Genomic DNA, 14844 nt, shown 5'->3' with positions numbered 1-14844 from the left:
CCTTCTTCGCCCCGCGGCGTGCCGTCTCGGCTGAGAAATCGAGACGTTGCGCTACCGTCGTGGGCGTGACGAAACCCGAGACGCAGCGCCCCCGGCTGCCCAGCGTCGGACGGCTCGGGTTGGTGGACCCCCCGGCGAGCGACCGCCTCACGGAGCTGGGCTGGTACGGCCGTGACGACCGCGCCTACGTCGACCGGTTGTGGTCGCTGTCGCGGGCCCCGGACCCCGACGCGGCGCTGCGGGCGCTGGTGCGGATCTCCGAGAATCCGGACGCCGGGTGGGACGAGCTCGACGCCGCCCTGCTGACGGAACGCACGCTGCGCGGCCGGCTGTTCGCCGTGCTGGGCGCCTCGCTGGCCCTCGGCGATCACCTGGTGGCCAATCCGCAGTCGTGGAAGTTGCTGCGCGGCAACGTCAAACTCCCCACCCGCGACCAGCTGCTGGAGATGTTCACCCAGTGCGTCGACGAGTCGTTGGCCGGGCCGGGTTCGGCGCTCATCCGGCTGCGCACCCTGTATCGCGACCAGCTGATGGTGCTGGCCGCGCTGGACCTGGCCGCGACCGTCGAGGACGAGCCCGTCGTGCCGTTCACCGTGGTGGCCGCCCAGCTGTCGGACCTGGCGGACGCCGCGCTGGCGGCCGCCCTGCGGGTCGCCGAGGTCGGCGTGTGCGGCAACCGCACGCCGCCGCGACTGGCGGTCATCGCGATGGGCAAATGCGGTGCGCGCGAACTCAACTACGTCAGCGACGTCGACGTCATCTTCGTCGCGGAGCGCGCCGACGCACTGAGCGCCCGGGTCGCCGGCGAGATGATGAAGGTGGCGTCCGAGGCGTTTTTTCAGGTGGACGCCGGGCTGCGGCCGGAGGGACGCAGCGGCGAGTTGGTCCGCACGCTCGAGTCGCACGTCGCGTATTACCAGCGCTGGGCCAAGACCTGGGAGTTCCAGGCGCTGCTCAAGGCGCGAATGGCCGTGGGGGACAAGGATCTCGGTGAGCGATACCTGGCCGCGTTGACGCCGATGGTGTGGGTGGCCTGCGAGCGCGAGGATTTCGTGGGCGAGGTGCAGGCCATGCGCCGCCGCGTCGAGCAACTGGTGCCCGCCGACGTCCGCGCCCGCGAGATCAAGCTGGGCAGCGGCGGGTTGCGGGACGTCGAGTTCGCCGTGCAGCTGCTGCAGCTGGTGCACGGCCGCAGCGACGAGTCGCTGCACGTGGCGTCGACGGTGGATGCGCTGGCCGCGCTGGGGCAGGGCGGCTACATCGGGCGCGAGGACGCCGCGAACCTCACCGCCTCGTACGAGTTCCTCCGGCTGCTCGAGCACCGCCTGCAACTGCAGCGGCTCAAGCGCACCCACCTGCTGCCCGAGGCGGACGACGAGGAGGCCGTGCGGTGGCTGGCGCGCGCGGCCCACATCCGGCCCGACGGCCGCCACGACGCGGCCGGTGTGCTGCGTGAGGAACTGCGGCACCAGAACGTGCGCGTGTCCCAGCTGCACGCCAAGTTCTTCTACCAGCCGCTGCTGGAGTCGATCGGGCCGACCGGTCTGGAGATCGCCCACGGGATGACGTCGGACGCCGCGGAGCGGCAGCTGGCCGCCCTCGGGTACGAGGGCCCGCAGACGGCGCTGAAACACATGTCCGCGTTGGTGAATCAGAGCGGCCGCCGCGGGCGGGTGCAGTCCGTGCTGTTGCCCCGGTTGCTGAACTGGATGTCATACGCGCCGGATCCCGACGCGGGCCTGCTGGCCTACCGGCGGCTGTCGGAGGCGCTTGCGGGCGAAAGCTGGTACCTGTCCACGCTGCGGGACAAGCCCGCGGTGGCCAAGCGGCTTATGCATGTGCTGGGGACGTCCGCGTTCGTGCCGGACCTGCTGATGCGGGCCCCCCGCGTCATCCAGGACTACGGCGACGGGACGTCCGGGCCGAAGCTGCTTGAGCCCGAGCCCGGCGCCGTGGCCCGCGGCCTCATCACCTCGGCGGCCCGGCACGCCGACCCCGTGCGGGCCATCGCCGCCGCCCGCTCCCTGCGCCGCCGGGAACTGGCCCGCATCGGCTCCGCCGACCTGCTCGGGTTCCTGGAAGTGCGCGATGTCTGCCGGGCGCTGACGTCGGTGTGGGTGGCCGTGCTGCAGGCCGCGCTGGACGCGATGGTCCGCGCCAACCTGCCGTCGGACCGGCGGGCGCCGGCGGCCATCGCCGTCATCGGCATGGGCCGGCTGGGCGGCGCCGAGCTGGGCTACGGGTCCGACGCCGACGTGATGTTCGTCTGCGAACCGGCGCCCGGTGTCGAGGATTCGGTGGCGATCAGGTGGTCGACAACGGTCGCCGAGCAGGTGCGGACGCTGCTGGGCACGCCCAGCGTCGACCCGCCGCTGGAGGTCGACGCCAACCTGCGCCCCGAGGGCCGCAGCGGTCCGCTGGTTCGCACGCTGGGCGCCTACACGAACTACTACGCGCAGTGGGCCCAACCGTGGGAGATCCAGGCGCTGCTGCGCGCGCACGCGGTCGCGGGCGACGCTGACCTGGGGGAGCGGTTCCTGCTGATGGCCGACACGACCCGCTACCCGCCCGACGGCGTCTCGGCCGAGGCGGTGCAGGAGATCCGCCGCATGAAGGCCCGTGTCGAGTCGGAGCGGCTGCCGCGGGGCGCCGACCCCAACACGCACACCAAGCTTGGGCGGGGCGGGCTGGCGGACGTCGAGTGGACCGTGCAGCTCATGCAGCTGAGGCACGCGCACGAGATCCCGGCGCTGCACAACACCTCGACGCTGGAATCCCTGGACGTGATCGCCGCGGCCGAGCTGGTGCCGGCCGAAGAGGTGGACCTGTTGCGGCAGGCGTGGCTGACCGCGACCCGGGCACGCAACGCGCTGGTGCTGGTCCGCGGCAAGCCAACCGATCAGCTGCCCGGCCCCGGCCGCCAGCTCAACGCGGTCGCCGTCGCGGCGGGATGGCCGACCGACGACGGCGGCGAATTCCTGGACAACTATCTTCGGGTGACACGCCGGGCAAAGGCCGTGGTGCGCAAGGTGTTCGGTAGTTGAGTCGGGAGGTCGGCGCGTTGGATGCCATATTCGAGGTGCTCAGCGCGGCGGAGGCGGATCGGGTCACGACGCTGTATGCCCCGTTGGCCGACGCCGTCCGCGAACTCATCGACGCCACCATCCGGACGGAGGCCGACGACGACGTCATCGCCGAGGCGCGGTCCGCGGTCGAGGCCGTCACCGCCTCGTTGCGCCAGCGGACGCGCCCGGTCGGGGTGAGTTACCGCGTCGACGGTCGCGCGCTGCCCCTGGGCAATGCGGCGGTCGGCCTGTGCAACCCGATCGCCCCGCCCGTCGTCGTGCACCACCAGGGCGGCGGCCGCTGCTGGAGCGAGTTCGTCCTCGGGTCGGCCTACGAGGGCCCGCCCGGCCTGGTGCACGGCGGCGTGAGCGCCCTGGTGCTCGACCACATGCTCGGGGAGGCGGCCAGCGAGGGGCTGTCCAAGCCGCGGTTCACCGGAACCATCACCGTGAAATACCTGCGCGGGACCCCGCTGGGACCGCTCCGCTGCGAGGCGTGGATCGACCGCAAAGAGGGCGTGAAAGCCTTTGCGCACGGCACCATTTCGGACACTGCCGGGGTCACCGTGGAGGCCGATGGCGTCTTCATCGAGCCGTCGTGGGCGCGGGAGCCGCGTTGAAGTTCTACGTCAGCAGCGCCTTCTTGAACACTCGGGAGATCATCGAGGTCGCCAGGGCCGCCGACGAACTGGGCTACGACGGCATCGGAATCCCCGACCACGTCGTCAACCTGGAGACCCTGAACACCCCGTATCCGTACACCAAGGACGGGCAACGGCGCTGGCAGCCGTTCACCGATTGGCCCGATCCCTGGGTGCTCGCCGGCGCGCTGGCACAGGTGACCACCCGGCTGCGGTTCGTCACCACCGTGTACGTCCCGGCGATGCGCAACCCGTACGCGGCGGCGAAAGCCATTGGCACGGCCGCGGTCCTGGCCTCGGGACGGGTGGAACTCGGCATTGGCGTCGGCTGGTGCCGCGACGAGTTCGCCTTGATGGGCGAGCGATTCGACGCGCGTGGCAAGCGCACCGACGAAATGATCGCCCTGATGCGGGCGCTGTGGCAGCCTGGCTGGACGGAGTTCGACGGCGAGTTCTACCGGGCCCCACGGCTGGAGATGCAACCGACCCCGCCGCCCATTCCCGTCTACGTCGGCGGCCTCAGCGACGCCGCGCTGCGCCGCGCCGCCCGCAACGACGGCTGGATCGGTGACCTGATCAAGACCGATCGTGCGATCGATGCGGTGGGCCGCCTGCGCGAACTGCGGGCCGAAAGCGGTTTGTCGCTCGACGATTTCACCGTTCTGACGCCGCTCACCGACGCCTTCACGACCGCCGACTACCGGCGCGCCGCGGAGGCCGGCATCACCGGGATCATCACGATGCCGTGGATGTTCTACGCGGGCCCGGACGCGAGCCTGGACGACAAGATCGACGGCATGCAGCGGTTCCGCAAGGATCTCGCGCTCGACGGGTAGCCGCGCGGTCGCGGCGCGCCCGATTAGTGGCGCGACGAATCGGGTAAGAACCCGACAGCTGGCCGTGAGGATGGGGGTCCGATGACGTCTACCAACGCAGAATCGCCGACGGCCCTCGCCGCCCTGCTCGGTGATCTCGCCCTGCGGATGCAGGCCGAGGCCGACTCGGACGGCCTCCTGCGCATCGTCGTCAATTCGGGTGTGCACGTCATGCCGGGCATCAGCTGGGCGGGCATCTCACTGGTCCGCGGCAAGGCGGTGACGTCGGAAGCGCCGTCGGACGACGTCGCCCGCACGCTGGACCGCCTGCAGAGCGAGCTCGGCCAGGGACCCGCGCTGAGCTCCCTGGCCGACGAGCGCACCATCGCCATCCCGGACCTGCGCAACGAAACCCGGTGGCCCCGGTTCGTCGCCGCCGCCACCGCCCACGGTGTGCGGTGCATGTTGTCTTTTCGGCTGTTCGTCATCCGCGGCGCGTTGGGCACCCTCAATCTGTATGGGCCGGAACCGAATCTGTACACCGAGGAATCCCTGGCCGTCGGCGAGATCCTGGCCCGGCACGCGGCGATAGCCATGGCCGGCGCCGCCGCCGAGGAAGGGGCGCGGGCAGCGATCGAAAGCCGCGATCTGATCGGCCAGGCCAAAGGCATCCTCATGCACCGCGACAACCTCTCCGGGCTGCAGGCGTTCGCGTTGCTCACCCGCGCGTCCCAGCAGGCCAACATCAAGCTGGCCGACGTCGCGCGGCTGGTGGTGACCGAGTTCGAAAAGCGGCTCGAGGTGCAACGGGTGAATCGGTGACAGTGATGGTGGTGTGTCGCGCGGAGAGTAGTTCGCGAAAAAGTCCACCCGCCCGGCGATGGATATCGAATCGCGGGGCGGGTGGACTCAGTCGTCGAGGTGTCTACACGTCGTAGTAGAGCGCGAACTCGTAGGGGTGCGGCCGGATCTGGACCGGCAGGATCTCGTTCTCGCGCTTGAAGCTGATCCACGTCTCGATCAGGTCGGGCGTGAAGACGCCACCCTCGGTGAGGTACTCGTGGTCCTCTTCGAGGCGGTCGATCACCGCGGACAGCTGGGTGGGCGCCTGCGGGATGTTGGCGGCCTCCTCCGGCGGGAGCTCGTAGAGGTCCTTGTCGACCGGGGCCTGTGGCTCGATCTTGTTCTTGATGCCGTCCAGGCCCGCCATCAACATGGCGGCGAACGCCAGGTACGGGTTGCCCGACGAGTCAGGGCAGCGGAACTCGAGGCGCTTGGCCTTGGGGTTGCTGCCGGTGATCGGGATGCGGACGCACGCCGAACGGTTGCGCTGGCTGTACACCAGGTTGATCGGCGCCTCGAACCCGGGCACCAGGCGCTTGTAGGAGTTCACCGTCGGGTTGGTGAAGGCCAGCAGCGACGGCGCGTGGTGCAGCAGGCCGCCGATGTAGTGGCGGGCGGTGTCCGACAGGCCGGCGTAACCGGTCTCGTCGTACATCAGCGGGTTGCCGTCCTTCCACAGCGACTGGTGGGTGTGCATCCCGGAGCCGTTGTCGCCGAACAGCGGCTTCGGCATGAAGGTGACCGTCTTGCCGTTCTGCCACGCGGTGTTCTTGACGATGTACTTGTACAGCTGCATGTCGTCGGCGGCGTGCAGCAGCGTGTTGAACTTGTAGTTGATCTCGGCCTGGCCGCCGGTGCCCACCTCGTGGTGGCCCTTCTCCAGGCTGAAGCCGGCCTTGATCAGGTTCTGCAGCATCTTGGCGCGCAGGTCGACGTAGTGGTCGACGGGGGCGACGGGGAAGTAGCCGCCCTTGGGCCGCACCTTGTAGCCGCGGTTCGGGCTGCCGTCGAGCTCGGTCGGGGAACCGGTGTTCCACCACCCCGAGATGGCGTCGATCTCGTAGAACGAGCCGTTGGTGCGCGAGTCGAAGCTGATCGAGTCGAAGATGTAGAACTCGGCCTCGGCGCCGAAGTAGGCGGTGTCGGCGACGCCGGTGCTGATCAAGTAGTTCTCGGCCTTGCGGGCGATGTTGCGCGGGTCGCGCGAGTACGGCTCGAGGGTGAAGGGGTCGTGCACGAAGAAGTTGAGGTTCAGCGTCGGGGCTTCGGTGAACAGGTCGATCTGCGCGGTGGCCGGGTCGGGGAGCAGCAGCATGTCGGACTCGTGGATCGACTGGAACCCGCGGATCGACGAGCCGTCGAACGCCAGGCCGTCCTCGAAGACGCTCTCGTCGAAAAACGAAACCGGAATTGTGAAGTGCTGCATGATGCCCGGCAAGTCACAGAACCGGACGTCGACAAACTCGATGCCTTGGTCTTTAACGAGTTTGAAGACGTCGTCGGGCGTCGTTTCCGTCACAGAATGCTCCTTTTCTTGGTGAGATCCGCGGCCTGACGCTATGGAGCAGATGTTGCCCGCCCGTCAACCCCGTGTTGCGCGCAGGTTACGCGGCCAGGCCGTCCGCAACGGAGCCCGGGTCTACGGCGGGTTCTATTGTGGGGGCCATGGACGGCAAGATCGTATCTGGTCCGGTGCCCGGACGCACCGTCTGTCCGGGGCGCCGCCCGCGACCGGTCGGGGCACGCCGATGACCCAGGGCGCCCGATCGGCCTACCCCGGCGAGCGGCTCGGTCTGCCCGAGAGCGGACCCGGATCGCTGGCCCCGATGGGACGGCGGCTGGCCGCTCTGCTGATCGACTGGCTGATCGCCTACGGCCTCGCGGCGCTGGCCGAACGGTTCGGCGCGTTCTCCGAGCACATGTTGTCGACGGCGGTGCTGGTGATCTGGTTGGCGCTCGGCGTGGTCGCCGTGCGGCTCTTCAGTTTCACGCCGGGGCAGCTCGCGCTGCGGCTGCAGGTGGTGGCGGTCGACGGCAGGGCACCGGTGGGGGTCGGGCGGCTGGTGGTGCGGGGGCTGCTCCTCGCGCTGGTGGTGCCGGCGTTGTTCACCGATTGGGACGGGCGCGGCATCCACGACCGGGTGAGCGCGACGGCGGTGGTGCGGCGCTAGGCGTGGCGGGGGTGTGGAAGCCGGCGGGCTAGCGGCGGCGCACTGTGCGCTGCACCCCGCGCATCTTGCCGGCGTTGGGCATCGGCCCCTTCGGCATGACCGCGGCACCGGCCCGCGAGCCCAGGGCCGCCAGCCGCGACTCCAGCGAGTCCATCTGCTTGACGGTGATGTTGTGCGGGAGCCGGGTGAGGTGGCGCTCCAGCTTGGCCAGCGGCACCTCACCGTCGCCGTTGCCGACGACGATGTCGTAGATCGGCACCTCGCCAATGAGCCGGGCGGTCCGCTTCTTCTCCTGAGCCAGCAACGGTTTGACGCGGGCCGCCGACCCTTCGCCGACCAGGATGACGCCGGGCCGGCCGAGCACCCGGTGCACGGCGTCGAAGTGGCCGGTGGCCGCCACGCCCGGGGTCACCCGCCACTTGCCGCGCAGGTTGTCGAGCACCCACGCCGCGGCGCCGGTCTGGCCCTCGGCCTTCTTGAAGATGGACCGCTGGGCCCGGCGGCTGAAGATGATGAACGTCACCACGCCGCCCAGCAACACGCCGAACGGGATCAGCGTGAACATCGTGACCCCGCCGGCCCACACCGCGACGGCCACCGAGATGCCGACGATCAGGACGAACGCGCCGATCATGTACGGCAGCAGGCGCTTGTCCTCCTGGCGCTGCATGTTGAACGCCTGCCACAGCTGGGCGCGGCGCTCCTTCGCGGCGGCCTTGCGGGCGGCCGTTGCCTGCGCCCTCGCGGCTTTGTTCTCAGCGGCGTTGCGGGGTTTAGCCATAGGTCAAAGGATACGTACGCGCCCCGCGTCTACGGCGCCGAGCCGCGACCGACCGCCGCCTGCTGGTACAGGCGCCCGGCGCGGTACGACGAGCGCACCAGCGGCCCGGCCAGCACGCCCGCGAAACCCAGGCCCTCGGCGTGCTGCGCGAAGTCGACGAACTCCTCGGGAGTGACCCAGCGCTCCACCGGGTGATGCCGCGCCGACGGGCGCAGGTACTGGGTGACGGTGACGATGTCGCAGCCGGCCCCGCGCAGATCGGCCAGCGCGGTGCGCACCTCGTCGGGGGTTTCCCCGAGGCCCAGGATCAGGTTGCTCTTGGTGACCAGCCCGGCGTCGCGGGCCGCGGTGATGACGTCGAGGCTGCGCTGGTAGCTGAACGCCGGCCGGATCCGCTTGAAGATCCGCGGCACGGTCTCGACGTTGTGCGCCAGCACCTCCGGGCGCGAGTCGAACACCTCGGCCAACCGGGCGGGATCGCCGTTGAAGTCCGGGACGAGCAGCTCGACGCCGGTCGCGGGGTTGAGTTCCTTGATTGCGCGGACAGTGGCGGCGTACAGCCAGGCGCCCCCGTCGGGCAGGTCGTCGCGCGCCACGCCGGTGATGGTGGCGTACCGCAACCCCATGGTCTGGACGCTCGCGGCCACGCGCCGGGGCTCGTCGCGGTCCAGGTCGGCGGGCTTGCCGGTGTCAATCTGGCAGAAGTCGCAGCGACGGGTGCATTGGTCGCCGCCGATCAGGAAGGTGGCCTCCCGGTCCTCCCAGCACTCGAAGATGTTGGGGCAGCCGGCCTCCTCGCAGACCGTGTGCAGACCTTCCCGCTGGACCAGGCTCTTGAGCTGGGTGTACTCCGGCCCCATCTTGGCGCGGACCCGGATCCACGGCGGCTTGCGCTCGATCGGGGTCTGCGCGTTGCGCACCTCGAGCCGCAGTAAGCGCCGGCCTTCGGGTGCGACAGTCACCCCGCCGATGTTACGCGGGCGGCGGGGTGTTCCCGCACCGGCAGGACGCCGTCCAGGGCGTCGCAGACGGCGGCCGCGACCGCCGCCCGCACGTCGTCGACGGTCACCGTTCGCTGCAGTTCGGCGGACAGCGAGGTCACCCCCGCGTCGCTGATGCCGCACGGCACGATGGCGCCGTAGGCGCCCAGGTCGCAGTCGCAGTTCAGCGCGAACCCGTGCAGCGTGGTCGCGTGCGACACCCGAACGCCGATCGCGGCCACTTTGCGCGCGGGCCGCCCGCCGGCGGCCGGCACCCACACCCCGGACCGGCCGTCGACCCGAACCGTGTCCAGACCTAGGTCGCCGCACACCTCGATCAACGACTCCTCGAGGCGCCGAACGTAATTCACCACGTCCAGGGGCTCGGCCAGCCCGATAATCGGATAGCCGACCAGCTGGCCGGGGCCGTGCCAGGTGATCTTGCCGCCGCGGTCGGTGTCGACCACTGGCGTCCCATCCGCAGGTCGCTCGTGCGGCTCCGTGCGCCGGCCCGCGGTGTAGACCGCCGGGTGCTCCAGGAGTAACAGCGTGTCGGCGCCGCCGGCGACCCGGGCGTCGGCGAGGTCGCGCTGCAACTGCCAGGCCGTGCGGTAATCGACCGTCCCCAGCTGGCGGACGTCGATCGCGGTCGAGTGCGACCGGATGGAACTGCTCACGGCCGTGACGCTACTCGGCGACGCGGCTTCTGGTCGATTCCCTCCCCCTCGCCCTCGCCCTCGCCCTCCCCCTCGCCCCGCGAGCGGGCGTGTTTGTACGGCGACACGCCGCGTCGGGCGTACAACTGCGCACTCTCGCGGCAAGAAGTCAGTCGGGGTCGCGGCGGGCGGTGGCGTAGGACAGCGCCTCGCCGATGGTGTTGTGGTGGAACTGGAACCCGGCGCTTTCCAGCGCGGACGGGATGGCGCGCTGCCCGATCAGCAGCCCCTCGTCGGCGAATTCCCCGAGCGCGGCGCGGATCGCGAACCCCGGCACCATGAGCGGGGTCGGCCGGTTGAGTGCGCGACCGAACGCGGTGGTGAACTCCGCGTTGGTGACGGGCGCCGGGCCGGTCATGTTGACCGGGCCCGACAGCGTGGGATGGTCGATCGCGAACAGCAGCGCCCGCACCTCGTCCTCGAGGCTGATCCACGACATGTACTGGCGGCCGCTGCCCAGTCGGGCGCCGAGCCCCGCCGCGAACACCGGCCGCATCATGCGCAGCGCGCCGCCCGCCGGGGACAGCACCAGGCCGGTGCGGGCCAGCACCACCCGCGCCCCGCCGTACTGGGCCGGCAGCGTGGCCGCCTCCCAGTCCTCGCACAGCTGGGCCAGAAAACCCTCGCCCGCCCGGTCGCTCTCGTCGACCACCCGGTCCTTGGTGTTGCCGTAATAGCCGACGGCGCTGGCGTTGACGAAGGTTTCGACACCCGCGTCGGCGACGGCGTTGGCCAGCACCTCGGTGGGCGCGATCCGGCTGTCCCGCAGGCTCTGCTTGAACGCCCCCGACCACCGGCGTTGCCCGATGTTCACGCCGCACAGGTTGACGACGGCGTCGACGTCGCTCAGCGCCTCGGCGTCGAACTCGCCGCTCTCCGGATTCCAGTGCAGCTCATCGGAATTCGCCGGCGTGCGGCGCACGATGCGCAGCACCCGGTGATCGGCGGCGCGCAGCGCGGCGGCCAGAGCCGAGCCGATCAGGCCGGACGAACCCGCTATCGCTATGACGGGCTTGGGCACGTTCACCAAGCCTTTCTAAAGCCCCAAGTCGGCCTCGAACGCTCCCTCTTCGAGCCGGTGCCTGATCGTCGTCAGGAAGCGCCCCGCGTCGGCTCCGTCGATCAGGCGGTGGTCGTAGGTCAGCGGGAGGTAGCAGACCGACCGGACCCCGATCGACTCGTTGCCGAACTCGTCCGCGATCACCCGCGGCCGCTTGACGATCGCGCCGGTGCCCAGCATGGCCGCCTGCGGCGGCACCAGGATCGGGGTGTCGAACAACGCGCCCTGGCTGCCGATGTTGGTGATCGTGAACGTGCCGCCGGACAACTCGTCGGGCTTGAGGTTGCCCGAGCGGGCGCGCGCGGCGATGTCCGCGATCGCCCGGGCCAGCCCCGCCAGCGACAGGTCGCCGGCGTTGTGGATCACCGGGGACAGCAGGCCCTGGTCGGTGTCGACCGCGAAGCCGAGGTGCTCGGCGTCGTAGTAGGTGATCTCCTTGGTGTCCTCGTTGTAGCTGGCGTTGATGTTGGGGTGCGTCTTGAGCGCGTCGATCACCGCCCGGGCGATGAACGGCAGGAACGTCAGGTTGACGCCCTCGCGCTCGGCGAACGCCGCTTTCGCCTTGGCCCGCAACCCGACGATCCGGGTCATGTCGACCTCGTGGGTCTGGGTCAGCTGCGCCGTGGCCTGCAGCGACTCCCGGGTCTTGGCCGCCGTGATCTGGCGGATGCGGCTGGCCTTCTGCTTCGTGCCGCGCAGGTGGGCCAGCGCCGGGGCCGGCACCGGGGCGGCCGGCGCAGGAGGTGCGGCGGGGGCGGTGGGTGCCGCTGCCGGCGTCGGGGCGGCCGGTGCCTGCGTGGGCGCCTGTTGCGCGCGCTTCTTCTGCTCGGCCGCGGCGAGCACGTCCTGCTTGCGGATGCGGCCGCCCACCCCGGTGCCGGTGACCTCGTTCAGGTCGATGCCGTTCTCGGTGGCTAGCTTCCGCACCAGCGGCGTCACGTACGGAGCGCCGTCCCCGCCCGGACCGCCCGGTTCCGCGGCCGGCCGGGCCGGGGCGGGCTGGGACTGCGGCACGGGCTGCGGCTTCGGTTCGGGCTTCGCCTCGGCCTGCGGCTGGGGTGCGGGCTTGGGCTCCGGTTTCGGTTCGGGCTTTGGCTCCGCTGTGGAGGCGGGCTTGGGGGCGGCGCCGGCCTCCACGCCGGCACCGATCCGGCCCAATTCGCCGCCCACCGCCACGGTGTCGTCCTCTTCGGCGGTGATGCTGACCAGGACGCCGGCCACCGGCGACGGGATCTCGGTGTCCACCTTGTCGGTGGACACCTCCACCAGCGGATCGTCTACCTGGACCGAGTCGCCCACCTTCTTCAGCCAGCGCGTGACGGTGCCCTCGGTCACCGACTCGCCCAGCTCCGGCATCAGCACCGGGGTGGCGTCACCGGATCCCCCGCCCGATTGCTGCGGCGGAGGTGCGGGCTCCCGCTCGGCCTGCGGCTCGGGTTCGGGCTGGGCTTGCGCCTGGGGCTGGGCCTCCGCCTGGGGCTCGGGTTGGCTTGCGGCCGGGGCCGGCTCCGACGAGCCGCCGCCCTCGGCGGAGTCGCCGATGATGGCCAGCTCGCCGCCCACCTCGACGGTGTCGTCCTCTTGCGCGACGATCTTGGTCAACACACCCGCCGCGGGCGACGGGATTTCCGTGTCGACCTTGTCGGTCGAGACTTCGACGAGCGGCTCGTCGACTTCGACCGTGTCGCCCTCCTGCTTGAGCCAGCGGGTGACCGTCCCCTCGGTGACGCTCTCACCAAGTGCCGGCATCTGGACGGAGAAGGCCATGTCTTCTGACTCCTCGATCGCTCGTGGGTCGGGGCTCGTCGTGCGGAGTTATCCGGCACCATCCTGTCACTGCGGGTTGGTCGGCACGCAGTCAGGGCTGGCGCGCTCGCTGCACCGCCCGCACCGACCCGCTTGCTACGGTGTGCCGACGTAGCGAGACGCGGAGGTCCCTATGCCGGCAGCAAACCAGCAGTTCGTCGAGAGCGCGGACGGGGCGCGCATCGCGGTGTACCAGGAGGGCAACAGCGCGGGCCCGACGGTCGTCCTGGTCCACGGGTTCCCGGACTCCCACGTGTTGTGGGACGGCGTCGTTCCCCTGCTGGCCGAGCGGTTCCGGATCATCCGCTACGACAACCGCGGCGTCGGTGAGTCCTCGGTGCCCAAACCGGTGTCGGCCTACACCATGGAGCGGTTCGCCGACGACTTCGCCGCGGTGACCGGCGAGCTGAGCCCGGGTGCGCCGGTGCACGTGCTCGCCCACGACTGGGGTTCCGTGGGCATCTGGGAATACCTGACCCGGCCCGGAGCCGGCGACCGGGTCGCGTCGTTCACCTCGGTCTCCGGTCCCAGCCAGGATCAACTCGTCGATTACATCTTCAGCGGCCTGCGCCGGCCGTGGTGGCCGCGGCGCTTCTCGCGGGCCCTCAGCCAGGCCCTGCGGCTGACCTACATGGTGTTGTTCTCGATACCGGTGCTGACGCCGCTGGTGCTGCGGCTCGCGCTGTCCAGCGCCGCGATGCGGCGCAACATGGTCGACAACATCCCCGCCGGCCGAATCCATCACTCGGACAAGCTGGCCCGGGATGCCGCCCACTCGGTGAAGACCTATCCCGCCAACTACTTTCGGGCGTTCTCCCGTCGGCGGCCGATCCCCGTGGTCGACGTGCCGGTGCTGCTCGTCGTCAACACGGTGGACCCCTACGTGCGGCCCTACGGGTACGACGAGGCCGCCCGCTGGGTGCCGCGGTTGTGGCGCCGCGACATCAAGGCCGGACACTTCTCGCCCATGTCGCATCCGCAGGTGATGGCCGCCGCCGTGCACGACTTCGCCGACCTGGCGGAAGGCAAGCCGCCGAGCCGAGCGCTGCTGCGCGCGCAGGTCGGCCGTCCGCGCGAGGAGTTCGGCGACACCCTGGTGGCCGTCACCGGCGCCGGCAGCGGAATCGGCCGGGAGACCGCGTTTGCGTTCGCGCGCAAGGGCGCCGAGCTGGTCGTCAGCGACATCGACGAGGCCGCCGTCAAGGAGACCGCCGCCGAGATCGCCGCTCGCGGGGGCGTGGCCCATGCCTACGTGCTCGACGTGTCCGACGGGCAGGCGGTCGAGGCGTTCGCCGCGGCTGTGAGCGCCGAGCACGGCGTGCCTGACATCGTGGTCAACAACGCCGGCATCGGCCAGGCGGGCGCGTTCCTGGATACTCCCGCCGAGCAGTTCGGCCGGGTGCTCGACGTCAACTTCGGTGGCGTCGTCAACGGCTGCCGTTCCTTCGGACGGCGCCTGGTCGACCGCGGTACCGGGGGCCACATCGTCAACGTGGCGTCGATGGCCGCCTACACGCCGCTGCAGTCGCTGAGCGCGTACTGCAGCTCCAAGGCCGCGACCTTCATGTTCTCGGACTGCCTGCGGGCCGAGCTCGACGCCGCCGGCGTCGGGCTGACGACGATCTGCCCGGGCGTCATCAACACCAACATCATCAACACCACGAGCTTCCACGCACCGACCGGCAAAGGCGACGAGGCCGTGGAGGGCCGGCACGGGCAGCTGAAGCGGGCGTTCGCGCTGCGCCACTACGGGCCGGAGAAGGTCGCCGCCGCCATCATGTCTTCGGTGGCCAAGAACACGCCGATCCGCCCGGTGGCGCCGGAAGCCTATGCGGCATATGGGATTTCCCGTATCGCGCCGCAGGCGCTGCGGAGCACCGCGCGTGTGCGGGTGATTTAGCGCGTTTTCGCGCCGACATCGACGCCGGCGCGGAGTGAACCGCACGCTCACGTCGATCTCGGCTAC

General features: G+C 70.6%; 12 protein-coding genes. 6 read left to right on the top strand and 6 right to left on the bottom strand.

The genetic code is table 11. The annotated features are described in order from the left end of the window. Positions 1–59 precede the first annotated feature (59 nt). The 4 genes from SKC42_RS15340 to SKC42_RS15325 all read left to right on the top strand — a co-directional run bounded on the left by SKC42_RS15340 (position 60) and on the right by SKC42_RS15325 (position 5343). A complete protein-coding gene (locus tag SKC42_RS15340; protein ID WP_330965135.1) occupies positions 60–3044 on the top strand; it encodes a bifunctional [glutamine synthetase] adenylyltransferase/[glutamine synthetase]-adenylyl-L-tyrosine phosphorylase in 2985 nt (994 codons plus the stop codon). Beyond that, positions 3041–3685 carry a PaaI family thioesterase gene (locus SKC42_RS15335; RefSeq protein ID WP_330965134.1) on the top strand — a complete coding sequence of 215 codons (645 nt, stop codon included), beginning with the start codon at positions 3041–3043 and terminating at the stop codon, positions 3683–3685. Before SKC42_RS15340 ends, SKC42_RS15335 begins: the two co-directional genes overlap by 4 nt. Beyond that, positions 3682–4542 (top strand): TIGR03619 family F420-dependent LLM class oxidoreductase, encoded by an 861-nt coding sequence (locus SKC42_RS15330; protein ID WP_330965189.1) that lies wholly within the window; start codon positions 3682–3684, stop codon positions 4540–4542. Before SKC42_RS15335 ends, SKC42_RS15330 begins: the two co-directional genes overlap by 4 nt. A gap of 81 nt (positions 4543–4623) precedes the next feature. Then, on the top strand, positions 4624–5343 hold the full coding sequence (locus SKC42_RS15325) for a GAF and ANTAR domain-containing protein (RefSeq protein ID WP_330965133.1): 720 nt from the start codon (positions 4624–4626) through the stop codon (positions 5341–5343). A 103-nt stretch (positions 5344–5446) separates the two neighbouring features. Here the strand turns inward: SKC42_RS15325 and glnA are convergent, their stop codons facing one another. Next, positions 5447–6883 (bottom strand): type I glutamate--ammonia ligase, encoded by a 1437-nt coding sequence (glnA, locus tag SKC42_RS15320; RefSeq protein ID WP_330965132.1) that lies wholly within the window; start codon positions 6881–6883, stop codon positions 5447–5449. A 229-nt stretch (positions 6884–7112) separates the two neighbouring features. Between glnA and SKC42_RS15315 the strand changes: the two genes are divergently transcribed. After that, positions 7113–7535, top strand: a complete 423-nt coding sequence (locus SKC42_RS15315) for an RDD family protein (RefSeq protein ID WP_330965131.1) — start codon at positions 7113–7115, stop codon at positions 7533–7535. Between the two features lie 28 nt (positions 7536–7563). Here SKC42_RS15315 and SKC42_RS15310 read toward each other — a convergent pair whose 3' ends face one another. From SKC42_RS15310 to sucB, 5 genes are all read right to left on the bottom strand, one after another. After that, positions 7564–8316 carry a DUF4191 domain-containing protein gene (locus SKC42_RS15310; RefSeq protein WP_330965130.1) on the bottom strand — a complete coding sequence of 251 codons (753 nt, stop codon included), beginning with the start codon at positions 8314–8316 and terminating at the stop codon, positions 7564–7566. Between the two features lie 29 nt (positions 8317–8345). Next, positions 8346–9278 (bottom strand): lipoyl synthase, encoded by a 933-nt coding sequence (lipA, locus tag SKC42_RS15305; protein ID WP_330965129.1) that lies wholly within the window; start codon positions 9276–9278, stop codon positions 8346–8348. Beyond that, positions 9275–9973: a lipoyl(octanoyl) transferase LipB gene (lipB, locus tag SKC42_RS15300; RefSeq protein ID WP_330965128.1), complete on the bottom strand. Its 699-nt coding sequence runs from the start codon at positions 9971–9973 to the stop codon at positions 9275–9277. Before lipB ends, lipA begins: the two co-directional genes overlap by 4 nt. Positions 9974–10121: 148 nt before the next feature. Continuing rightward, complete coding sequence (locus SKC42_RS15295; RefSeq protein WP_330965188.1) at positions 10122–11033, bottom strand: TIGR01777 family oxidoreductase; 912 nt, start codon at positions 11031–11033, stop codon at positions 10122–10124. A 15-nt stretch (positions 11034–11048) separates the two neighbouring features. Then, a complete protein-coding gene (sucB, locus tag SKC42_RS15290) occupies positions 11049–12839 on the bottom strand; it encodes a 2-oxoglutarate dehydrogenase, E2 component, dihydrolipoamide succinyltransferase (RefSeq protein ID WP_330965127.1) in 1791 nt (596 codons plus the stop codon). A 172-nt stretch (positions 12840–13011) separates the two neighbouring features. On the opposite strand from sucB, the gene SKC42_RS15285 reads away from it, so the two are divergent. After that, entirely contained in the window at positions 13012–14778 is a 1767-nt protein-coding gene (locus SKC42_RS15285) for an SDR family oxidoreductase (protein ID WP_330965126.1), read from the top strand. The last annotated feature ends 66 nt before the right edge of the window (positions 14779–14844 follow it).

The organism is Mycobacterium sp. 050134, from assembly GCF_036409085.1.
Classification (GTDB): domain Bacteria; phylum Actinomycetota; class Actinomycetes; order Mycobacteriales; family Mycobacteriaceae; genus Mycobacterium.
The sequence above is the reverse complement of the archived record's forward strand: the minus strand, read 5'-3'. Positions and strand labels throughout refer to the sequence as shown.